Source organism: Bacillus sp. JJ634 (assembly GCF_036962285.1).
GTDB lineage: Bacteria > Bacillota > Bacilli > Bacillales > DSM-1321 > Peribacillus > Peribacillus asahii_A.
On record NZ_JBALMU010000035.1, the window covers coordinates 1 to 21,015 of the forward strand.

Below are 21,015 nucleotides of genomic sequence, written 5' to 3' on the forward strand. Positions count from 1 at the left end.
ACCAGGAGCAAGATCTAGCTCATAAGATAAAAATAAACCACCTATGACGGATATTTCACCAAAAACAACTGAATAACCAATCATTTGTTTAAATCCTTGTGCAAATCGTAAACTCGCAGCAACCGGCAGCGTCATTAAAGATGAGACAAGCAAAATTCCAACCACTCTCATAGATGCTGCAATCACAAGAGCGACAAGTACAATAAAAATAAAATGAATCACTTTAGAAGGAATACCAGAAGCCTTCGCATGTTCTTCATCAAACGAAAGCAAAAACAGTTCCTTAAACAACAATATTAACGTTACAATAACCGCTATGCCTACTCCGATAATGACATATAAATCAGAGCGGCTAACTGCACTTACACTTCCAAATAGATAACTATATAAATCCGCATTGAACCCATCTGCAACGGAAATAAAAATAACACTAAGTCCGATTCCGCCTGATAAAATAATCGGGATTGCCAGCTCCTGATAATGCTTATAAATGGTTCTTAACTTCTCAATAAATAAAGAACCACCAACAGAAAATGCCATTCCCATATAAAGTGGATTTAATCCGACTAGCGAAACAAAACTCTTTTGCAGCAGTAAACTAAACGCAATCCCTGCAAGTGCTACATGACTTAAGGCATCTGCAATCATAGACATCCGTCTAACCACAATAAAAACGCCCAAGAGCGGCGCCAATACTCCAATAATAATTCCTGTAATAAATGCGTTTTGCAAAAACTCATATTGCAATAACCCCGATATCATTCGGCTATCCTCCAAAACATCTTAATGATTATGACTTAAAAGCTTGACGTCATGTCCATAAAAAGACGACAGCTCTTCTTCATTTAATTGATTATATTCACATGCATCTCCATGAAAATGCAGCTTTTTATTCAAGCAGGCTACATGTGTCACTTTATCCGTTACTGTACCGACATCATGTGTAACTAAAATAAGTGTAATGCCTAATTGTTTATTCAGCATTTCAAGCATTTCATAAAACTGATGCACATGTTTAGAATCCACTCCAACGGTGGGCTCATCTAAAATCAGTAATTGTGGTTCACTTACAAGCGACCGTGCAATAAACACCCGTTGTTGTTGCCCGCCTGATAATTCACCAATATTCCGATGTTGAAAGGATAACATATCGACAGCCTCTAGAGCTTTTTTTACTTTTTGCTTATCCGCTTTTTTAGGAAATTTAAATAAACCTAATTTCTTCGTTAATCCACTTTGAACGACTTCAAACACCGTTGCCGGAAACCCTGAATTGAATGAATTCGCTTTTTGTGAAACAAAACCAATCTGTTGCCACTCTTTAAATGAACGAATATTTTCATCAAACAGTTTAATTGTACCTTCTTGCGTTCTTAGCAACCCAAGAATTAACTTTAATAAAGTCGACTTACCTGATCCATTTGGACCTACGATAGCTAAAAAAGCTCCACGCGGCACTTCAAAAGACACATCTTCTAACACTTTATCTTTTGTGTATTTATAAGAAAGATTTTTCACTTTAATAATTGGATGATTATCCTGTATTTCCAAATTACATCACCTTTTTTTAAGAATCATTACGATTTGATAAAGAGAAGTATATCGAAAAAAGAAGAAGAAGTAAAGAACCGCGCTTGCAGTTTTCGTTCACATCTTCTTCCCCTCTTCATATGTTTTAAAAAAGGAGGGAAAACGACTATGAAATTATTTGAAATGATGGTCAATCATAAGATTAATCAAATTAAACCGGATGAGTTACTCGCTCTAGCGGCACAGTATCAAGTATCTTTAACCCAGCAAGAAGCGGTAGGTATTACAAGACTGCTTGCAGGACAAAACATTAACATTTTTGATTCTCGTCAAAGACAAACGGTCATTGGTCGAATTGCCGGCATCACTGGTATGAATAAAGCAAAGCAAATCGAAAATATTTTCTATCAACTAACTGGTTCTTATTAAGAACAGGGGAAATGGCTCGTTTATGTATATGTAGAAAATAGAATATTAAGGACTCTCATCTTTTTCATAGCAGGTGCAGCTAGACGCCAAAACTGTAAAAAATCAAAAAAGCTTAGTTATACATCGTTATGAATGGTAAACCAAAAAGGGACGTTTCATCCAATTCGATGAGATGTCCCTTTTTACAGTTAGCTATTTTTAATTTTCTCTAGCACATTATCATCAAACTTCTTGTTTCTTAGCATCTCAATTTCGAATTGATACGGTGCTTTTTTATCATTTTTATCTTCACCAACAAATGGTGTTTCTAAAATTTTAGGAACGGATAAAAGCTGTGGATGATGGACAATATAGTTTAAAGCATCAAACCCAATGTGACCAAACCCAATGTTTTCATGACGGTCTTTACGCGCTCCGCGTACATTTTTACTATCGTTAATATGAAGCACTTTAATACGGTCAATGCCGACAATTTTGTCAAACTCATTTAGCACGCCATCAAAATCTTCAACGATATTATATCCAGCATCATGAATATGACAAGTATCCATACAAACAGACAGTTGTTTATTATGTGTAACACCATCAATAATCATCGCTAGCTCTTCAAACGAGCGGCCGCATTCGGTTCCTTTCCCTGCCATCGTTTCAAGAGCAATTTGCACTTGATCCTCAGCTGTTAGCACTTCATTCAATCCTTCAATAATCTTCTTAATTCCCGCTTCACTACCAGCCCCAACATGCGCTCCTGGATGAAGAACAATTTGACGCGCACCAATCGCTTCTGTACGATCAATTTCGCTTCTTAAAAAATTGACACCAAGTTCAAATGTTTCTGGCTTTGTCGTATTTCCAATATTAATAATATACGGAGCATGGACAATAATATCTGTCATTCCGTGTTCAGCCATATGTTTCGTTCCCGCTTCAATATTTAACTCTTCTAGCTTTTTACGGCGCGTATTTTGCGGAGCCCCTGTATAAATCATAAAGGTATTTGCTCCATAAGAAGCTGCTTCCTCACTTGCACCGAGCAGCATCGTTTTCCCGCTCATCGATACATGAGATCCAATTTTCAACACTCTAATGTCCTCCTCTCTTCAAACACATTCAACACAGCTTATCTTTGTTTTTTAGCCATGCGACGTTGTCGTTTCTTAAACTCTTCCGTTTCACGTTGATGTTTCTTTTTATAGCCTGGTTTGACTTTAGTCGATTTTCTAACCATTGTTTTTGCTTTTACATCAATTTCAGAAGTTTGCTTTTTACGATGTTTTCGTTTATTTCGTTCATCGATTTCAATCCAATCACCATTTTGAATATCCACATCGTGGAAAGTGACACCCATTTTCTCAAGACGAATTAATGCATCTTCATCCGATGTATCATAAATCGTTGCCGCAATACCCGATTGACCTGCACGTGCTGTTCGGCCTGTACGATGAATATAGAAGTCTAAATCTGATGGCAGCTCATAGTTAATGATATGACTAACACCTTCGATATCGATTCCACGTGCAGCTAAATCTGTCGCTACAATAAATTGATAATCTAAGTTATTAATCTGCTTCATCATTCGTTTACGATCACGTGGTGAAAGGTCACCATGAATACGTCCAACTGTCAATCCTTTGGCAATTAACTCATCCGCAACAGTATCCGCCATTTTTTTCGTATTCGTAAAAATAATCGCTAAATATGGATTATAGCGAACAGCGATATCATGTAATAGTTGAATTTTGTTGCGGTGACGAAGTGGAATCAGTACATGTTCAATCTTCGCTGCTGTTGCTTGCTTCGGATTCACTTGAACATATTTTGGATTTTCCATATACTTTTTCAAAAATGGTTTTAGCTTCTCTGGAATCGTTGCTGAGAAGACAAGCATTTGGATTTTTTCAGCCATTCTTGCAGCAAATTTATCGACATCTTCAATAAAGCCCATATCTAGCATTAAATCGGCTTCATCTACAACAAGCATCGTTGCTCCATATACTTGCAAAGCTTGTTCTTCCACAAGATCTTTAATTCTACCTGGAGTCCCAATTACAAGTTGCGGCTGTGTTTTTAACTTTTCAATCGTCCGTTGCTTGTCCGTTCCGCCAATAAAGCAGCGGACTTGAACAGGAGCCTCTTCCGGAAAATGATCGGCAATTTTTAAAGCTTCTTTATAAATTTGAGTAGCTAGTTCTCTAGTAGGCGCAGAAATAATCGCTTGAACTTCTTGTTTAGCCGGATTCAGCTTTTCCATAATTGGTAACAAGTATGAATGGGTTTTTCCCGTTCCTGTTTGCGATTGGCCAATTAAACTATGGCCGTTTAAAATCGCAGGAATCACACGCTCTTGAATTTCCGTCGGTTTTTTAAACCCTAAAGTCTCAACCGCATCAACCATGTAGCTCTGCAAATTAAAACGTTCAAATTGATTTTGTTTCATCAAAAAACTCCTTTATCCTATGGGTCAAATCGTTCACATATCCTATGATTATAAAATAGTTATGAAGAAAAGCGCAAGGCACTTGGTTTTATTAAGTAGTGATATAAGCATCATGGACTGCTTACAAACAAACTATCGTTACCATCTTACCTTCTTTCCACCAACTTCACAACAAATCGTTCTAGTTTTGCCATTGTTCAAACCTTTTTTCTTATTTTGCATACTAATATAGAAAAAATAATTTTCCCCTGATAAGGAGGGAAACAATATGATTCAAGGAAGACACCCTGGTTCAGGGCCAAACTTTCCACCATCCAATCGACGAAATATGTATCCGCCATCAAACTTTCAAAGAGGAATGCCTGCACCTTCAAGACCGAACCCTTTTTTTCAAAACAATCCACAACAATCTCATATACGTCACCCAAGGGCAAATGCACCTTTTCATCAACAAGACATGATGCAGCAACAACCTAAAAAAGAAGGTCTGCTTGGAAGGTTATTTGGTAAGTCTAAACAAAAAGCTACTCCCCAAAACTTATTCGCACCACCCTCACAAGGAAAACAAGAGACACGGAGCAATAATAGCGGCGGTATCATGGAAACACTTAGAAATCCTGAAGGTATTACAAGCATGCTCAACAATACGCAAAAAGTACTTCAAGCAGCAGAACAATTTACCCCAATCGTTCAACAATATGGTCCCATGATTAAAAACTTACCGTCCATGTGGAACATTATTCGGGCCTTTAGTTCTAACGACAACGATAAAAAAGAAGAACCCAAACAAGAAGAAAACATATCAAAAGAAACAGTCACCGAGATTCCTACAGAAGAATCTTCTAAATCGACCACTGAACAAACCGCACAACAAAAACTGGACAAAAAACCAAAACCAAAAAAGAAAAAGACATCCGGGCCGAAACTATACATTTAATAACTATTTGATGTTTTGTATTATGCTCATTCCTCCTATATAATAAAATTAATTGTTTTTTTGCTTTTATAAGGAGGACATATAGATGAAAGTAATCAAAATATCACCGCGCGGCTATTGTTATGGTGTTGTCGATGCCATGGTTATCGCCAGAAATGCGGCTTTAGATAAAACATTGCCTCGCCCCATTTATATTTTAGGCATGATTGTGCATAACAAGCATGTAACAGATGCATTTGAAGAAGATGGTATCATCACACTTGATGGCAAAAATCGAAAAGAAATTATTGAGCAGGTCGATTCAGGAACCGTGATTTTTACTGCTCACGGTGTCTCACCAGAAATTCGTAAAATTGCAGAGGAAAAAGGACTCGTGACGCTTGATGCCACATGCCCGGATGTAACAGCGACTCATGACTTAATTCGTGCCAAACAAAAAGAAGGCTATCAAGTCATTTACATCGGTAAGAAAGGACATCCAGAGCCAGAAGGAGCGATTGGTGTTGCGCCAGATATCGTTCACCTTGTTCAACATGCTGAAGATGTAGAAGCATTAACCATTGAAAGCGATAAAATTATCGTTACAAATCAAACAACAATGAGCCAATGGGATGTTTTAGATATTATGGAAAAAGTAAAAGAAAAGTATCCGCATGCTGAAGTACACAAAGAAATTTGCCTGGCAACTCAAGTTCGTCAAGAAGCCGTTGCACAGCAAGCTGGTGAAGCAGACGTTCTCATTGTTGTCGGTGATCCAAAAAGTAATAACTCGAATCGTTTAGCTCAAGTTTCAGAGGAAATTGCTGGGACGAAAGCATACCGAATTGCGGATATTTCTGAGTTAAATCTTGATTGGTTAAAAGATGTCGAAACCGTAGCAGTCACATCAGGTGCCTCAACGCCAACACCAATTACAAAAGAGGTTATTACCTTCTTAGAACAATATAATCCAAATGACGAATCAACATGGAGCACAGAAAAGAAAACACCATTAAATAAAATTTTACCGAAAATTAAAGTACCTAAATAACAGAAAAAGTCGTCTATGGACGACTTTTTCTGTTATTAAACAAATGTAAACGGGTCTGTATTCAATTTAGACGGAATAAAGGTCACATCTAGCTTTCGTTCCTGACACATGTTCGATAACACCGTTGCCACACCTTGCTTCATTACCTTTTCCACATTATGTCCTGGGTCTACAATATTTAAACCAATCATCATCGCATCATGTGCAGTGTGGTAATACATATCACCTGTCACATAGACATCTGCTCCTTTAAATTTAGCAGTTGTAAAATATTTATTACCATCTCCACCGAGTACAGCTACTTTTTTAACTGTTGTATTCAAATCCCCTACAACACGCACTCGATCCACGTCCAATGTACGCTTCACATGCTCAGCAAACTGTTCAAGTGTCATTTCATGAGCAAGGGAACCAATTTTCCCGAGGCCTAACACTTCTCCTTTGTTATCTAAGCGATACAAATCATAAGCGACCTCTTCATAGGGGTGTGCTTTAATCATGACTGACAGCACTTTTTTCTCGATATTTTCTGGAAAAATCGTTTCAATTCGCACCTCTGATACCGATTCTAATGTGCCTTGCGTACCAATTGCTGGTTCACTACCTTCTCCCGGTAAAAACCGTCCGGTTCCTTCAGCAGAAAATGAGCAATTGCTATAATTTCCAATTGCACCAGCTCCAGCTTTTCCAAGCGCTTCTCTTACTTGATCCTCAGCCTCAACAGGAACGAACACAACGAGCTTTTTCAAAGCAATCTCATGTGTTGGAGCTAATACTTCCGTTTGCTGCAATTGCAGGGCTTCCGCTAGTAAATCATTCACACCGCCCTTTGCAACATCTAAATTCGTATGAGCAGCATACACGGCAATATCATGCTTAATCAATTTCTCAACAATTCTACCAGCTGTACTCGTTGTATCAATTTTTTTGAGCGGACGATAAATAAGGGGGTGATGGGCAATAATGAGCTCCACGCCGTTTTCAATCGCTTCATCTACTACTTCCTCCAGTACATCTAAAGCAATCATTACTTTTGAAACAGGCTTATTTAAAGAGCCAATATGAAGACCAATTGGATCTCCCTCCATTGCGTAATACTTCGGAGAAAACTGCTCAAACAATTCAATAATCTGATGTCCATTCGCTGTTTTCATTATGCCAGCACCTCCTCAATAACTCTAATTTGCTTCAATAATTCATTTCGCTTTTCTTCTAAATTAGTGTTTCCACTTGCATCCATTTGCGCAATTACATTTAATAAATGAGCCTTTTCTTGCATCCATTTTTTTATAAAAACAGGGCTGCGCTGCGCTTGCAAAAACGGACCAAACTGAAGACCTGTTTCATGCTTATTTTGATAAGGCTTGAGCGGCTCCCCTGCTTCAGCGATTAAAATTTCATAGATTTTCCCGTCTTCTTCAAGAATTTCTTCCGCTTTTAATTCCCATCCATTCTCTATTAACCATGTTCGAACGTTTCTGGAGCCTACATTCGGCTGAAGAATAAGACGCTCTACTTTTGTTAATTTCTCTTTACCTCTTTCCAAAATGCTTGCAATCAATGTACCGCCCATGCCAGCAATCGTGACAGCCGTTGCTTCGCCAATTTCGAGGACATCTAGCCCATTCCCTTTACGGACAGCAATACGCTCCTGTAAGCCTGTTTCTATTACTTGCTTTAACGCCGATTGATAAGGTCCCTCTACGACTTCCCCAGCGATTGCTTTCGCACACAACTGATTGTTGATCGCATAACAAGGAAGGTAAGCATGATCCGAACCAATATCCGCTAGAACACTTCCTTTTGGAATATATGAGGCGACACGCTGCAAACGCATCGATAGTTTTTCATGATTCATCTAAATCAACTCTCTTATATGTATTTCAAATCATTTTCTCTAAGATTATAACAAAACTTCACTTGTTCAGCGAAATTTATCTATACAAAAAAGAACTGAATTGTCCTATATGAACAACTCAGTGGTTTTTCATTATTTTAACCCTTGTAAAAATTCAGCCATTCCATCCAGCTGATCTTCTTGTACTAACCCAGGAGGCATAGCGCCTTTCCCATTCGTTAAAATATTTTTAATTTCATCTGCAGATAATCGGTCACCTACACCTGTTAAAGCAGGACCGACACCGCCTTGATATGCATCACCATGGCAGCTAATACAGTTTTGTTTATAAATATCTTCAGGAGTTGCCGCTGCATTCTCAGTAGATTCTTCCGTTTTACCACCGTTTTCTTGCTCCTTAGCCATTTGTTTAGAATCACTTAAACCTTTGAAAGAAAGCATAAACATAAGTCCAATTCCAAACACCATAATCACAATAAATGGTACCACTGGATTACGCTTCATACAATTAACCCCCCATAGAACCTAGACTGTTTGAATCAGAGTATCCTGTCCAAACAACTATTAATTTACTTAAACATGGTTAAGGAAAAGAGTAAAAATAAACAGATATATTCTATTTTGTTAAATTTAACAAATATTTATGCACTTTCTCAAGGTTTGTCACAACTACCAGTACCATTATATAGTATATCATTTACCAATTTTTTTCCATAAAAAAGCATCAAAAAAATAATCTTGCTAAAAAATAGACAATAATGAAAGTTCCAATGACTCCAGAGATAGAAAAGTACACTAATTTTAATCGGCGGCCTACTAGAAACCAAATAACGCATTGAACTAGCAGGACCATATAGAGAACACCAGTACTATTCGGAAATACTAGGTCAACAATATGAACCGATTCTATAAGAACAAGTAATGCTAAACCAACTAGAGCTAACTGCAATAACCATGCACTTTTAATATACCGATAAATAAAGGAACCAAACATAATAATGAAAAATGCTGTCATTGTGATTTGCAATCCCTTGTTAATTTCAGTAAAATAATTGACAAATAAGGTTAGAAAAAAAAGGGACGTAAATATCCATAATGGAATGGCTAGGGACCTGCTACTCTTTTTTTGCGGCGGTGTAATTTGTTCTTCACCGCGACTATATAAAGTCAATAAATAATCGCAATATTGCTCAGGTAAAAGGTTCGTTTGCTTCCAATACTTGATTTCCTGTAAAATAATTTTTTTACGTGTTTCATTCATATTCCCACCCTCAATTTCAAATTCCTTCTTACCTATTATATCGGCAAAAAGAAGGAACTATTGAGAATGAAGAAAAAGCCGAACTTGATATGAATCAAGCCGGCTCTCGGAGTGTTTTTTCTATTCTAAAAAGTCTTTTAAACGTTTGCTTCGACTTGGATGTCTCAGCTTACGCAATGCTTTTGCTTCTATTTGTCGGATACGTTCACGAGTAACACCAAACACTTTCCCTACTTCTTCTAATGTTCGAGTGCGACCATCGTCTAACCCAAATCGAAGACGTAGAACGTTTTCTTCACGATCTGTTAACGTATCTAGTACATCTTCAAGCTGTTCTTTCAAAAGTTCATACGCTGCATGCTCTGAAGGAGATGTTGCATCTTGGTCTTCAATAAAGTCACCTAAATGTGAATCATCTTCTTCCCCAATAGGCGTTTCAAGAGAAACAGGCTCTTGAGCAATTTTCAGGATTTCCCGAACTTTTTCTGGAGTTAAATCCATATCTTCCGCAATCTCCTCTGGAGTCGGTTCACGTCCTAAATCTTGCAAAAGCTGTCTTTGCACGCGTATTAATTTATTAATCGTCTCTACCATATGAACTGGAATTCGAATTGTTCTTGCTTGGTCAGCAATGGCACGAGTAATAGCCTGACGAATCCACCAAGTTGCATATGTACTGAATTTAAAGCCTTTACGATAATCGAACTTCTCAACAGCTTTAATCAGTCCCATATTTCCTTCTTGAATTAAGTCCAAAAATAGCATACCTCGCCCTACATAGCGCTTCGCAATACTAACAACAAGTCGTAAGTTTGCTTCAGCTAATCGGCGCTTTGCTTCTTCGTCTCCCTCTTCAATACGTGTTGCTAAAGAAATTTCCTCTTCAGCAGATAATAAATCTACTCGTCCAATTTCCTTTAAATACATACGGACAGGATCATTAATTTTTACACCTGGAGGAACACTTAAATCATTTAAATCAAACTCTTCTTCTTTTTCCAGTTCTTTCCCATTCGGGTCATCTTCATCTTCTTCCTCACCATCTGTGAGAATTTCAATGCCATGTTCACCTAAATATTCATAGAACTCATCCATTTGATCAGAGTCTAATTCAAAGCCCCCAATTTTAGCAGCAATTTTTTCTAACGTTAATGAGCCTCGTTTTTTCCCTAACTCTAGTAACTGCTCTTTTACTTGATCAAGACTTAATTCATTATCAACCTCTTTGGAACGTGCTGGTTTCTCAGCCATTAGTTCCCCTCCTTCCAAAACTTACACTTACCATTCTTACAACATTTTTCTCAATTGAATAATCTCCATCGCAATCCGGGCGGCCGCTTGTGTATCGTTACGTCTCACCGCTTCCTTCTGTTCTTCTTGTTTTTCTTTTATCTTTAACATTTTTTCATATTTCAACACTTGATTTATATAATCTGTCAGTTCTTTATCAGATACTTCCTCACTAACTGACATCATTTCTATTTCAGAAACAATTCTTCTCAAGTTTTGATCAGGTAAATATGTTAGAAAAAAACTGGTATCCGGCTCATGATCATCTTCATAATAAGCGTACAGATACGTAATGATTGCTTGGTGTTCATCCAAATGAAAACGATTGTTTCCTAACATTTGTTGAATTTTATAAGCAGCTTCTTTACTTTTTAACATATGAGCAATTAAATATCTTTCAGCATTCTGATGCGCTGGTCTTAGCTTATGCTCATATTGCAAAGTTACTGTTTTTTGCAAAGAAGGTTGTGGCAATGTTCCTTTCTTTCGTTCATTGAAAAAAATTTGCCGTTGCTGTTTCTCTAGAGCATCTAAAGAAAGTGAAAATTCGCTTGATAGCTGGCGCAGATAATAATCTCGCTCAACAGCATTTGGTAAGCGCGAAATTTCCTTTAACACTTCTTCAATATATTGAATCCTATCTCCTTCACTATTTAGATTTTTTCCTAACCGTAAATAGTAAAGCTTAAAAGCCATATAGGTCTGACTAGCCCCTATTACTTCAGAAACAAAGCTTTTTTCACCAAATTTCTTTATGTAGTCATCGGGGTCAAGGTGGTCTGGCATAAGCGCCACTTTTATCCCAAAACCGTTTTCATGAAGCATATTAGCTGCACGATTCGCTGCGTGTAACCCAGCCGAATCAGAATCATAACAAATAATAATTTGATCTGTATTCCGTTTCAAAAGTTGCAAATGCTGTTCTGTCAAAGCTGTTCCCATTGTAGCAATCGAATGTTCAACGCCTGCACGAACAGCTGAAATACAGTCAGCAAAGCCTTCAAAAATAACGGCCTGCGCTTTTTTTCGAATATGTGGCCTTGCTTGATGAAAATTATATAAAGTTTTGCTTTTATTAAAGATTGGCGTTTCAGGGCTATTCAAATATTTAGGCTGATCCTCACCTAACGCTCTCCCCGAGAACGCAATCGTATTTCCTTGATGATCCATAATCGGAAACATTACCCGATTACGAAAACGGTCAAAATAAGATTCACCTTTCTCTCTAAAAATAATGAGGCCTGCTTGCTCCATTAATTCTGAAGAAAATCCTCTTTTCTTCAAAAACTTAGCTGCAAAATCCCATGAATCTAGAGCATAACCGATTTGAAATTGTTCAATTGTCTCCTCAGTAAACCCACGATTTAATAAATACTCTAACGCTTCTTGACCTTCATTTGTATGGACTAGAAGATGGTGATAAAATTTTCGTAATAAATCATGTGCTTCAAGCATTTGCTCTGAACCAGCCGGCAAATTGGAGCGTGATTGTCCTTTATTGATTTCAACATCTAAAGAAACATTTCCTTTTTCCGCTAAAACCTTAGCAGCTTCAACAAAGCTATATCCTTCTATATCCATTAAAAAGGTAAAAACATTACCACCTGCTCCGCAACCAAAGCAATGGAAAATTTGCTTTTCAGCAGAAACGGAAAACGAAGGACTATTTTCACCATGAAAAGGACATAGACCAAAATAGTTTCGACCTTGCTTTTTCAATTGAACATATTCGCCAATTAACTCGACGATATCGACCGATTCGCGAATTTCATTAATCTTTTCATCTTCTATTCGGGCATTTGTCATATTCTCACCTTATAATTTAGGTGATTGTTTATTATTCGATATGTACGGCTAAATTCCTTCAAGGTTCGACAAAATTTTTGCAAGTACCTGTGCAAATTTAATGCGATCTTCCTTCGAGAATGCTTTTGGCCCTTTTGTATGTTTACCAGCTCTGCGCATTTTAGCGGAAAGGTAACGCATATCTAAAAGCATCGAAATATTCTCTTCGGTATATTCTTTTCCCTTTGAAGAAAGAACATATACAGCTTTAGGGAGTAATGTTCCAGCCAATCCAATATCATTTGTTATAACAATATCACCCTTTTTTACTGCGTTAACGATATATAAGTCCGCCGCTTCTTTATCTGCATCAACATATACCCATTTTCCTTCCGGATTACTCATCATATTTTTGTAGGAAGCAACGAATATAACGTTCACCTTAAATAATGAAGCAGTATCCAAAATTTCTTTTTTCACAGGGCATGCATCTGCATCAACGTAGATTGATGGTTTATCGTCCATAACATTAAATTCTACATCTTTCTCCATAATCCTTTTTCTCCATTGAATCTTTATCGCAAATTAACAAGCAATAAACACCTAATTAGAAATCGAGAGAAAGCGATAAAAAGAGAAGAGAACAACTACCTGTACAGACTGATTATATCTCAGCTACCTCTTCTGTAAATGGACATTTTACTTTCTCTCGTTCACGAATAGGTGAATGAATCTATAACGTAAACCTTGACTTCTCGTTAATCACTAGTTTATTCCTTATTAAGGAACTCTAAACCTTTATAATACAATTTCTCGCAATTTTTTATTATAATCTATTTTTTCAAAAGTTGCCATCATTTCAATCTAAAAAATCTGTTTCTACACCCACTTTTTTATAGCCCTGTACACAAAAAAGCGGATGGAGCAATAAGCTATACATTATATGTTAGCTTATCGTCCATCATCATGTATGAGCTCGTCATAAAAATGGTTATTTCACGCTTCGATTTTGAAGAATATTAATGATTAAATTAGCTGTTTCTTCAACAGCTTTATTTGTTACATCAATGATTGGACATTTAAGGCGCGAAACAATAGAGTCAAAATAGGTTAGTTCCTCTTTAATTCTTTCCATATTTGCATAGATAGCATGGTCATTTAGTCCAAGTGATTTCAAACGTTCTTTCCGAATATGGTTGAGTTTTTCTGGGCTAATTTTCAAGCCAATAATCTTTTCCGGCGACACTAAAAATAATTCTTCTGGAGGCTTTACTTCCGGAACGAGCGGCACATTCGCTACTTTATAACGCTTATGAGCTAAATATTGCGAAAGCGGTGTTTTAGATGTTCGGGACACACCAACTAACACAATATCCGATCGTAAAATCCCTCGTGGATCACGTCCGTCATCATATTTCACAGCAAATTCAATCGCCTCTACACGCTTGAAATAATCATCATCAAGCTTGCGTACTAAACCTGGCTCATTTAAAGGCTTAAACGTCGCCCGTTGTTGAAGCAAGTCCATAAGCGGACCTAAAATATCATGAGCGGGTAGATTCTCCTTTTTAATTTGCTGTTCCATATATGCTCGAATGTCTGGCTTTACGAGCGTATACACAATAACCGCATCATTTAATTTAGCAAGCGAAATGACTTCATCAACATTCTGTTCATCTTCTATGTATGGTATTCGCTTGATTGCAAAAGAGGCCCCCATAAACTGGCTCGCCGCTGCTTTTGTTACTAATTCCGCTGTTTCTCCTACTGAGTCCGATACAACATATATGATTGAACCGTTCATTCCTGTCATGCCTTTTGCGAGCCCCCCTAAAACTTTTCGTCTGCTAAAGCTACGAAAGCTTTTGTTATATTCGTTTTTGTAATTCGACCAATCACTTCGTAGCCCTTTTCCGTCTCCTTCACGACCGGCAACGAATCAATTTGCTTATCAATCAGCTTTTTCGCTACATCAATCATTAAATCTTCTTTTGTACACATCGTAATATTCGGCATTCTCGTCATAATAATATTAACAGGAATGGATGATAATTCCTGCTTCCCGATACTTGCTCGTAATAAGTCTTTCCGTGAAAGAACTCCTACTAATACGGATTGCTTATCAACAACAAATAACGTACCTACATCTTCTAAAAACATCATGACTATTGCATCATATACGGAAATACTCTCGTTAACAACGACCGGTATCGATTGATAATCCTTTACAAAAATATGATTTAAACTATCCGTCAAAAGTTGAGTCCCCGATCTGCCAGAATAAAAATACCCGACACGAGGTCTCGCATCAAGAAAGCCTGCCATCGTTAAGATTGCTAAATCTGGTCGAAGTGTTGCTCTCGTCAGATTCAATCGATCAGCAATATTTTCACCCGTGATTGGCCCATTTTCTTTCACAATTTGTAGTATCTGTTCTTGACGCTTATTCAATTCGATTTTAATCACCACCCTAATGCGTTAAGAGAGAAAAAGGATATCTGTTTTTTATAATGATTAGTATATTCCATTATTATATCGTAAATAGACATAAAATTCTTATTTCCTGCTTGTTTATATATGTTCAGGAAACTTCAATCTACTCACATCATCGTTTACCAAAACTGCATCCTACTAAAAGACTCCTATTAGATTATACTGTTCATTTCAACTAATCATCTTGTGTAACATAGCGAAAAAGAAAATCGGATACTACTATACAAACATCGTCTGAAGCAGTATCCGTTCTTTTGTATCATTATTACGATACAATAATTTTATTCATCGCTGCATAAGTAGCCACTAAATCACTAATCTCTTTCATGAGTGATAAACGGTTATTACGGATAGATGCATCGTCTGCCATAACCATTGTATGCTCGAAATACTGTTCAATATCTGTTTGAAGAGAAGCTAATAATTCATAGCGCTCTGTTTCATTATCTGCTTGTTGATAAGCAACAGACACACGTTGATAGTTCTCATAAAGTGCTGTTTCCTGAGTATTTTCAAATTTAGCAGCATCCACAGATACTTGATGTTCACATTTACCAGCAATATTCATAACACGACTTAGTGCTTCTAGCTCTTCTTTAAAGCCTGCTTCGTTCTTCTTCGCTTCCAACACGCCAGCACGCTCTACAAGAGATGAGATATAGCCAATTTCACCTAATAAAACCGCATCAATTAAATCATAGCGAATATGCTGTTCCTGTAGCATATGCTTAATTCGGGCTTTAAAGAAAGTAAGCATATCTTCCTGCACATCGGCAAGCTCACGTTTCACAATATTTTTCGCTTCTACTTCGTGCAATGCTAAAGCGACGATTGCTTCTAAAGAAATATTCCAATTCTTCTCCGCTAAAATTTGGACAATTCCGCTCGCTTGTCTTCTTAATGCATACGGATCTTGAGAGCCGGTAGGAATAATCCCAATTGCAAAAAATGATGCGATAGTATCCACTTTTTCAGCAACACTTAAGATCGCGCCAATCGTTGAAGGCGGTACGCCATCGTCAGCAGACTTCGGCATATAATGTTCATGAATGGCTGCTGCGACTTCCTTCGCTTCTCCTTTTAAAAGGGCGTATCTTTCCCCCATGTAACCTTGTAATTCAGGGAACTCATACACCATATGGCTTACTAAGTCGAATTTCGCAATGCGAGCTGCTCGAAGTGCCAACTCTTTATCAACAGATACGTCAAGCGCATCGACTAGCGCCCCTGCAATAGCTGTAACGCGCTCTGTTTTTTCAGCTAACGTACCAATTTCTTCATGATAAACAATTGTTTCAAGCTTTTTCAAAGCATCTGCAATATCTTTCTTCTGATCTTCTTTGTAGAAGAACGCAGCATCGGAAAGACGTGCACGCAATACTTTCTCATTTCCTTTTGATACCGTTTCTAAATGACGATCATCCCCATTTCGAACAGTAACAAAGAAAGAAAGCAAGTTGCCAGCTTGATCTTTTACAGGGAAATAACGTTGATGTTCTTTCATAGATGTGATTAATACTTCACTTGGCAGCTCCAAAAATTCTTCTTCAAAACGACCAAATAAAACCGTTGGATATTCAACTAAGTTGTTGACTTCCTCAAGCAATTCTTCATCAACTGGAATTACCCAATTATTCTTGGCTTCTAGCTCTTTAATTTGTGTCAAAATCATATTGCGACGTGTATCCGGGTTCGCAATAACAAATTGCTCAGTTAAACGTGCTTCATATTCAGCAGGATCTTCAATTGTGATTGTTTCTCCTAAGAAGCGATGGCCTTTTGTTGTACGGTTTGTATCTACATCAGCAATGGTAAAAGGTACAATTTCCTGACCAAATAATGCAATTAGCCATTTAATTGGACGGACAAAACGAAGCTCTTGGTTCGCCCAGCGCATATTTTTACCAAATGTCATGCTTGTAATAAGATTCTGCAGCTCCACTAGTAACTCTTTCGTCGGTTGTCCTTTAATAAATTTATTTAAATGAACATATTCAACGCCTTTAATTTCTTTGAAATAAATGTCGTCTGTTGTCAGTCCTTGACCTTTTGTAAAACCAATTGCTGCTTTTGACCAATTGCCTTCCGCATCCATGGCAATTTTTTTAGCTGGTCCTTTTACTTCTTCTTCAATATCCTTTTGTGCTTCTGCCACATCCGTAACAAGAAGCGATAAACGTCTAGGTGTTGAAAAAGCTTGAACATCACCGAATTCGATTGCTTTTTCTGTGAACCATTTTTGAACCTTATCCGCTAATTGGTTCATTGATGATGTCACAAAACGTGCTGGTAATTCTTCTAAACCAATTTCCAACAATAAATTACGCTTGCTCATTTGCATTCTCCCCTTTCACTTTTAAAATCGGGAAGCCTAATTTTTCCCGCTCTTCGTAGAAGGTTTTGGCAACCTTACGCGCTAAATTTCGACAGCGAGCGATATATCCCGTTCTTTCTGTAACCGAAATGGCTCCTTTTGCATCTAACAAATTAAATGTATGAGAACATTTCAACACATAATCATAAGCTGGGTGAACAAGTCCTTCTTCCATTTGACGCTGTGCTTCTGCTTCATACATCGTAAATAGTTGGAATAACATATCTAGATTCGACGTTTCAAACGTATATTTAGAATGCTCATATTCAGGCTGACCAAAAATATCGCGTACAGTAAAACCATCTGTCCACTCTAACTCGAATACATTTTCTTTCTGTTGAATGTAAGAAGCCAGACGCTCAATTCCATATGTAATTTCAACCGAAACAGGCTTACATTCAAGTCCACCAACTTGTTGGAAATACGTAAATTGTGTAATTTCCATTCCATCTAACCATACTTCCCAACCAAGGCCTGCACAACCTAATGAAGGGTTTTCCCAGTTATCTTCAACGAAACGAATATCATGCTGAAGCGGGTCAATTCCAAGAGCTTTTAAAGAATCTAAATATAACTCTTGAATATTGTCTGGCGATGGCTTCATAATCACTTGGAATTGATGATGCTGATACAGACGGTTTGGGTTTTCACCATAGCGTCCATCCGCAGGGCGACGTGATGGCTCTACATATGCTACATTCCACGGCTCTGGTCCAATCGCTCGTAAAAATGTATAAGGGCTCATTGTGCCCGCACCTTTCTCCACATCATAAGCATTCATTAAAATACAGCCTTGTTCAGACCAATGTTTCTGTAACGTTAAAATCATATCTTGAATATTCATTCCTGCACCTCCAAATTTTTAAAGCGAAAATGAAATTTGTCGCCTTCCCTGCTGAATTTGGCTATTTACTTGCCAATTTTAAGAGATTACCTGCCGTATCCTACGTAACACAAAAAACTCCCATCCCTATGCCAAAATGTAAGCATAGGGACGAGAGTTTACCCGCGGTTCCACCCTAATTGTCATTTCTAAGGAAATGACCTCTTTTGTTAAATATCATGCTCCGGAACGCCCTTCCCTGAATGTCCATATCCTGGCTCCCACTATCCCAGGCTCGCTTTTATGGAGAAAGACAGGTACTCCTTTCCATCAACGCAACTTCATATTTTAGATGATTGTATTCTATCCAACAAAGTAAAAAAAGTCAACCTTAAAGCAAATCTTTCATCGAATCCAACTGCTTTAAAAATCTTTTTGATTTCAAGTGAAGTCCGGAATATTCTTCATAATAGGCATCAATAATCGTTTGCAGTTCTTTCTTCGTTTCCGGCTTGATGGAAATATTGCCAAGGCGTGATAAATCAAAATAATAAAACAGACGCAACAACTTAACCGCAGCTGGCGATAGTTTTAAATGATAGGAATCTTTATCAAAACAGCGATGACAAATAAACCCTGCCTCCCGAAGAGAAAAAGCAAACACACCTTCTGTTTCTCCGCAGACTGCACATTGATTTAATACAGGACGAATCCCATTAACCGGAAGCATTTTCATTTCAAAAATAAACTTTAACACTTCTGGGTCGTATTCTTCATTTATGTAATGTAATGTTTGATATAAAAGCTCAAATAAGTATGGATTCGCCTTTTTATCATCGACGCTTCGATCCAATAATTCAATAATATAAGAGGCATAAGCTGTCGCAAATAAGTCCTCGCGTATAAAACGCATAGAATCTACCATTTCACCTTGCTGTAGACTCCCAAGGCCTGTTGAAGGCGTTACAAGAAAATAACCATAACAAAATAATTGCGTAACAGAAGCAAGCCTGCTATTAGGCTTGCTTGCTCCTCTTGCCATAACACCTATTTTTCCAAATTCACGTGTGTAAATCGTGATGACTTTATTGTTCTCTCCATAATCGGATCGCCTAATGACTATGCCTTCACATTTTTGAAACATAATAAAGACACCACCAATTCTTGCCTAACTAAACGTTAGGAAACAGGAAAATCAATATTTGCTAGCTCCTCAGTTGACTGCTCGGCTCTTTCCTGTTTTTCGACTTCTATCTCCTTAAAAAGAAGATAAGTGTCCACATTACCCGTTTCACTAAATACTTTCCAGGTAAAATCCAACATCATAAGGCCCACCTTTCATGTTAACTAGCATATGTTCATTTCCAACCTTACGAATAGCTTGACCTAATTTTCTACTTTCATGAAGCGTAAAATTTGCTAATTAATACTCGTCCTCGTTAAACCCATAATCACGAAGCTGGCCTGCTTTATTGCGCCAATCCTTTTGCACTTTGACCCATAGCTCCAAAAACACTTTTGAGCCTAATAAATTTTCAATGTCAATTCGAGCACGACTCCCTACTTCCTTCAACATCTTTCCTTGTTTGCCAATGACAATTCCTTTTTGTGAGTCTCGTTCGACTACAATGGTTGCCATGACATTAATCGTTTCACTGTTATCCATTTTTTTAATTGAATCGATGACAACAGCAACAGAATGAGGGATTTCCTCACGTGTTAAGTGAAGCACTTTTTCACGAATTAACTCCGAAATAATAAACCGCTCTGGATGATCTGTTACTTGATCTGCTGGATAAAACTGAGGTCCTTCTGGTAAATGCTCTTTAATTTGTGCGAGCAACGTCTCCACATTATTTCCTTCTAGAGCTGAAATCGGTACAACAGATGCAAAAGGATATAAACGCTGATAGCGCTCAATAAGCGGCAGCAGTTCATCAGGATGAACCGCATCAATTTTATTTACAACTAAAAAAACAGGTGTGTTTACATTTTTTAATTTTTCAATAATGAACTCATCACCGCGACCATATCCTTCTGTCGCATTAATCATAAATAAGATCAAATCGACTTCCTTCAGTGTATTAGTCGCAACTTTCATCATAAAATCGCCAAGCTTATGCTTCGGCTTATGAATACCTGGCGTATCTATAAAAATCATTTGGGAATCATTCAATGTTAATACACCTTGTACTTTGTTTCTCGTTGTTTGGGGCTTATCACTCATAATGGCAATTTTTTGCCCAATAACGCGATTCAAAAACGTACTCTTCCCTACATTCGGTCGACCAATAATCGAGATAAATCCCGATTTATGACCTTGCACTTGTCTATCATCAAATAATTTATTCATGTAAATCCTCCGCTGAAAAAGCGCCTGGAAGTAAGGCTTCAACCGTTATTTCCTTCACATCGCCTTTTAAATTCGTTAATAGTACTTTCATATCTTTATCACAAAGTTCCGCAATAACTTGTCTGCATGCCCCACAAGGAGACACAGGTCTATCCGTATCCGCTACAACCGCAAGCATTTGAAACTCGCGGTCTCCATGACCATACGCACTGAATAAAGCCGTTCTTTCCCCACAATTGCACATGCTATAAGCTGCATTTTCAATATTACACCCATGATAAACTTTTCCATCTTTCGTTAAAACAGCCGCACCTACCTTGAATTTGGAGTATGGCACATAGGCCTTCTCTCTTGCTAATTTTGCTTCTTCTATTAATTGTTGCTGATTCATCTAACATCATCCTTCCAATAAATA

Annotated in this window: 22 protein-coding genes and 1 other annotated feature; of the genes, 3 read left to right on the forward strand and 19 right to left on the reverse strand. The window is 37.6% G+C overall.

Translation table 11 applies throughout. The features are described 5' to 3' along the window. A partial coding sequence (locus V7068_RS06230) for a metal ABC transporter permease (protein WP_499711585.1) occupies window positions 1–762 on the reverse strand: 762 nt, incomplete at its 3' end. A 21-nt stretch (window positions 763–783) separates the two neighbouring features. Beyond that, window positions 784–1,545: a metal ABC transporter ATP-binding protein gene (locus V7068_RS06235; RefSeq protein ID WP_127762621.1), complete on the reverse strand. Its 762-nt coding sequence runs from the start codon at window positions 1,543–1,545 to the stop codon at window positions 784–786. 153 nt (window positions 1,546–1,698) lie between these two features. On the opposite strand from V7068_RS06235, the gene V7068_RS06240 reads away from it, so the two are divergent. Beyond that, entirely contained in the window at window positions 1,699–1,959 is a 261-nt protein-coding gene (locus V7068_RS06240; protein ID WP_164853278.1) for a DUF2624 family protein, read from the forward strand. Window positions 1,960–2,147: 188 nt separating this feature from the next. Here the strand turns inward: V7068_RS06240 and V7068_RS06245 are convergent, their stop codons facing one another. Continuing rightward, the gene (locus V7068_RS06245) at window positions 2,148–3,041 is read right to left on the reverse strand and encodes a deoxyribonuclease IV (RefSeq protein WP_252290823.1); all 894 of its coding nucleotides are present in this window, start codon (window positions 3,039–3,041) and stop codon (window positions 2,148–2,150) included. 38 nt (window positions 3,042–3,079) lie between these two features. Then, window positions 3,080–4,396, reverse strand: a complete 1,317-nt coding sequence (locus V7068_RS06250; RefSeq protein ID WP_499711586.1) for a DEAD/DEAH box helicase — start codon at window positions 4,394–4,396, stop codon at window positions 3,080–3,082. 268 nt (window positions 4,397–4,664) lie between these two features. Here V7068_RS06250 and vrrA point away from each other — a divergent pair, with 268 nt between their 5' ends. Both vrrA and V7068_RS06260 read left to right on the forward strand, forming a co-directional pair. Next, window positions 4,665–5,333 carry a VrrA/YqfQ family protein gene (gene vrrA, locus V7068_RS06255; protein ID WP_499711587.1) on the forward strand — a complete coding sequence of 223 codons (669 nt, stop codon included), beginning with the start codon at window positions 4,665–4,667 and terminating at the stop codon, window positions 5,331–5,333. An 85-nt stretch (window positions 5,334–5,418) separates the two neighbouring features. Further along, complete coding sequence (locus tag V7068_RS06260) at window positions 5,419–6,363, forward strand: 4-hydroxy-3-methylbut-2-enyl diphosphate reductase (RefSeq protein ID WP_499711588.1); 945 nt, start codon at window positions 5,419–5,421, stop codon at window positions 6,361–6,363. Window positions 6,364–6,398: 35 nt separating this feature from the next. Here the strand turns inward: V7068_RS06260 and V7068_RS06265 are convergent, their stop codons facing one another. The 15 genes from V7068_RS06265 to V7068_RS06335 all read right to left on the reverse strand — a co-directional run bounded on the left by V7068_RS06265 (window position 6,399) and on the right by V7068_RS06335 (window position 20,991). Next, window positions 6,399–7,517, reverse strand: a complete 1,119-nt coding sequence (locus V7068_RS06265) for a Nif3-like dinuclear metal center hexameric protein (protein ID WP_499711589.1) — start codon at window positions 7,515–7,517, stop codon at window positions 6,399–6,401. Then, window positions 7,517–8,221, reverse strand: coding sequence for a tRNA (adenine(22)-N(1))-methyltransferase (locus V7068_RS06270; RefSeq protein WP_499711590.1), 705 nt, complete (start codon window positions 8,219–8,221; stop codon window positions 7,517–7,519). The genes V7068_RS06265 and V7068_RS06270 overlap by 1 nt, the downstream gene beginning before the upstream one ends. Before the next feature lie 132 nt (window positions 8,222–8,353). After that, complete coding sequence (cccA, locus tag V7068_RS06275) at window positions 8,354–8,725, reverse strand: cytochrome c550 (protein WP_252286757.1); 372 nt, start codon at window positions 8,723–8,725, stop codon at window positions 8,354–8,356. Between the two features lie 220 nt (window positions 8,726–8,945). Continuing rightward, window positions 8,946–9,482, reverse strand: a complete 537-nt coding sequence (locus V7068_RS06280; RefSeq protein WP_499711591.1) for a hypothetical protein — start codon at window positions 9,480–9,482, stop codon at window positions 8,946–8,948. 120 nt (window positions 9,483–9,602) lie between these two features. Further along, window positions 9,603–10,733 carry an RNA polymerase sigma factor RpoD gene (rpoD, locus tag V7068_RS06285; RefSeq protein ID WP_119115558.1) on the reverse strand — a complete coding sequence of 377 codons (1,131 nt, stop codon included), beginning with the start codon at window positions 10,731–10,733 and terminating at the stop codon, window positions 9,603–9,605. A 36-nt stretch (window positions 10,734–10,769) separates the two neighbouring features. Continuing rightward, window positions 10,770–12,578 (reverse strand): DNA primase, encoded by a 1,809-nt coding sequence (gene dnaG, locus V7068_RS06290; RefSeq protein ID WP_499711592.1) that lies wholly within the window; start codon window positions 12,576–12,578, stop codon window positions 10,770–10,772. Window positions 12,579–12,626: 48 nt separating this feature from the next. After that, window positions 12,627–13,109, reverse strand: a complete 483-nt coding sequence (locus V7068_RS06295) for a YaiI/YqxD family protein (RefSeq protein WP_499711593.1) — start codon at window positions 13,107–13,109, stop codon at window positions 12,627–12,629. A gap of 439 nt (window positions 13,110–13,548) precedes the next feature. Beyond that, entirely contained in the window at window positions 13,549–14,361 is an 813-nt protein-coding gene (locus V7068_RS06300) for a pyruvate, water dikinase regulatory protein (RefSeq protein ID WP_127762623.1), read from the reverse strand. 26 nt (window positions 14,362–14,387) lie between these two features. Further along, on the reverse strand, window positions 14,388–15,032 hold the full coding sequence (gene ccpN, locus V7068_RS06305) for a transcriptional regulator CcpN (RefSeq protein ID WP_286676322.1): 645 nt from the start codon (window positions 15,030–15,032) through the stop codon (window positions 14,388–14,390). 283 nt (window positions 15,033–15,315) lie between these two features. Continuing rightward, window positions 15,316–17,385 carry a glycine--tRNA ligase subunit beta gene (glyS, locus tag V7068_RS06310; RefSeq protein WP_499711595.1) on the reverse strand — a complete coding sequence of 690 codons (2,070 nt, stop codon included), beginning with the start codon at window positions 17,383–17,385 and terminating at the stop codon, window positions 15,316–15,318. Continuing rightward, window positions 17,372–18,268: a glycine--tRNA ligase subunit alpha gene (glyQ, locus tag V7068_RS06315; protein WP_252290843.1), complete on the reverse strand. Its 897-nt coding sequence runs from the start codon at window positions 18,266–18,268 to the stop codon at window positions 17,372–17,374. Before glyQ ends, glyS begins: the two co-directional genes overlap by 14 nt. A 143-nt stretch (window positions 18,269–18,411) precedes the next feature. Further along, window positions 18,412–18,590: a binding site (T-box leader), on the reverse strand. Window positions 18,591–18,638: 48 nt separating this feature from the next. Beyond that, window positions 18,639–19,391 carry a DNA repair protein RecO gene (gene recO / locus V7068_RS06320; RefSeq protein WP_499711597.1) on the reverse strand — a complete coding sequence of 251 codons (753 nt, stop codon included), beginning with the start codon at window positions 19,389–19,391 and terminating at the stop codon, window positions 18,639–18,641. A gap of 35 nt (window positions 19,392–19,426) precedes the next feature. Further along, the gene (locus V7068_RS06325) at window positions 19,427–19,570 is read right to left on the reverse strand and encodes a YqzL family protein (RefSeq protein ID WP_127762624.1); all 144 of its coding nucleotides are present in this window, start codon (window positions 19,568–19,570) and stop codon (window positions 19,427–19,429) included. A gap of 100 nt (window positions 19,571–19,670) precedes the next feature. Next, window positions 19,671–20,600 carry a GTPase Era gene (gene era, locus V7068_RS06330; RefSeq protein WP_499711599.1) on the reverse strand — a complete coding sequence of 310 codons (930 nt, stop codon included), beginning with the start codon at window positions 20,598–20,600 and terminating at the stop codon, window positions 19,671–19,673. Then, window positions 20,593–20,991 (reverse strand): cytidine deaminase, encoded by a 399-nt coding sequence (locus tag V7068_RS06335; RefSeq protein ID WP_499711601.1) that lies wholly within the window; start codon window positions 20,989–20,991, stop codon window positions 20,593–20,595. The genes era and V7068_RS06335 overlap by 8 nt, the downstream gene beginning before the upstream one ends. Between the last annotated feature and the right edge of the window lie 24 nt (window positions 20,992–21,015).

Excerpts from the sequence above, each read along its gene's own strand:
- V7068_RS06240 (WP_164853278.1), top strand. The coding sequence starts at position 1,699 with ATGAAATTATTTGAAATGATGGTCAATCATAAGATTAATCAAATTAAA.
- V7068_RS06250 (WP_499711586.1), bottom strand. The coding sequence starts at position 4,396 with ATGAAACAAAATCAATTTGAACGTTTTAATTTGCAGAGCTACATGGTT.
- vrrA (WP_499711587.1), top strand. The coding sequence starts at position 4,665 with ATGATTCAAGGAAGACACCCTGGTTCAGGGCCAAACTTTCCACCATCC.
- V7068_RS06260 (WP_499711588.1), top strand. The coding sequence starts at position 5,419 with ATGAAAGTAATCAAAATATCACCGCGCGGCTATTGTTATGGTGTTGTC.
- V7068_RS06265 (WP_499711589.1), bottom strand. The coding sequence starts at position 7,517 with ATGAAAACAGCGAATGGACATCAGATTATTGAATTGTTTGAGCAGTTT.
- V7068_RS06270 (WP_499711590.1), bottom strand. The coding sequence starts at position 8,221 with ATGAATCATGAAAAACTATCGATGCGTTTGCAGCGTGTCGCCTCATAT.
- cccA (WP_252286757.1), bottom strand. The coding sequence starts at position 8,725 with ATGAAGCGTAATCCAGTGGTACCATTTATTGTGATTATGGTGTTTGGA.
- V7068_RS06280 (WP_499711591.1), bottom strand. The coding sequence starts at position 9,482 with ATGAATGAAACACGTAAAAAAATTATTTTACAGGAAATCAAGTATTGG.
- rpoD (WP_119115558.1), bottom strand. The coding sequence starts at position 10,733 with ATGGCTGAGAAACCAGCACGTTCCAAAGAGGTTGATAATGAATTAAGT.
- dnaG (WP_499711592.1), bottom strand. The coding sequence starts at position 12,578 with ATGACAAATGCCCGAATAGAAGATGAAAAGATTAATGAAATTCGCGAA.
- V7068_RS06295 (WP_499711593.1), bottom strand. The coding sequence starts at position 13,109 with ATGGAGAAAGATGTAGAATTTAATGTTATGGACGATAAACCATCAATC.
- V7068_RS06300 (WP_127762623.1), bottom strand. The coding sequence starts at position 14,361 with ATGAACGGTTCAATCATATATGTTGTATCGGACTCAGTAGGAGAAACA.
- glyS (WP_499711595.1), bottom strand. The coding sequence starts at position 17,385 with ATGAGCAAGCGTAATTTATTGTTGGAAATTGGTTTAGAAGAATTACCA.
- glyQ (WP_252290843.1), bottom strand. The coding sequence starts at position 18,268 with ATGAATATTCAAGATATGATTTTAACGTTACAGAAACATTGGTCTGAA.
- recO (WP_499711597.1), bottom strand. The coding sequence starts at position 19,391 with ATGTTTCAAAAATGTGAAGGCATAGTCATTAGGCGATCCGATTATGGA.
- V7068_RS06325 (WP_127762624.1), bottom strand. The coding sequence starts at position 19,570 with ATGTTGGATTTTACCTGGAAAGTATTTAGTGAAACGGGTAATGTGGAC.
- era (WP_499711599.1), bottom strand. The coding sequence starts at position 20,600 with ATGAATAAATTATTTGATGATAGACAAGTGCAAGGTCATAAATCGGGA.
- V7068_RS06335 (WP_499711601.1), bottom strand. The coding sequence starts at position 20,991 with ATGAATCAGCAACAATTAATAGAAGAAGCAAAATTAGCAAGAGAGAAG.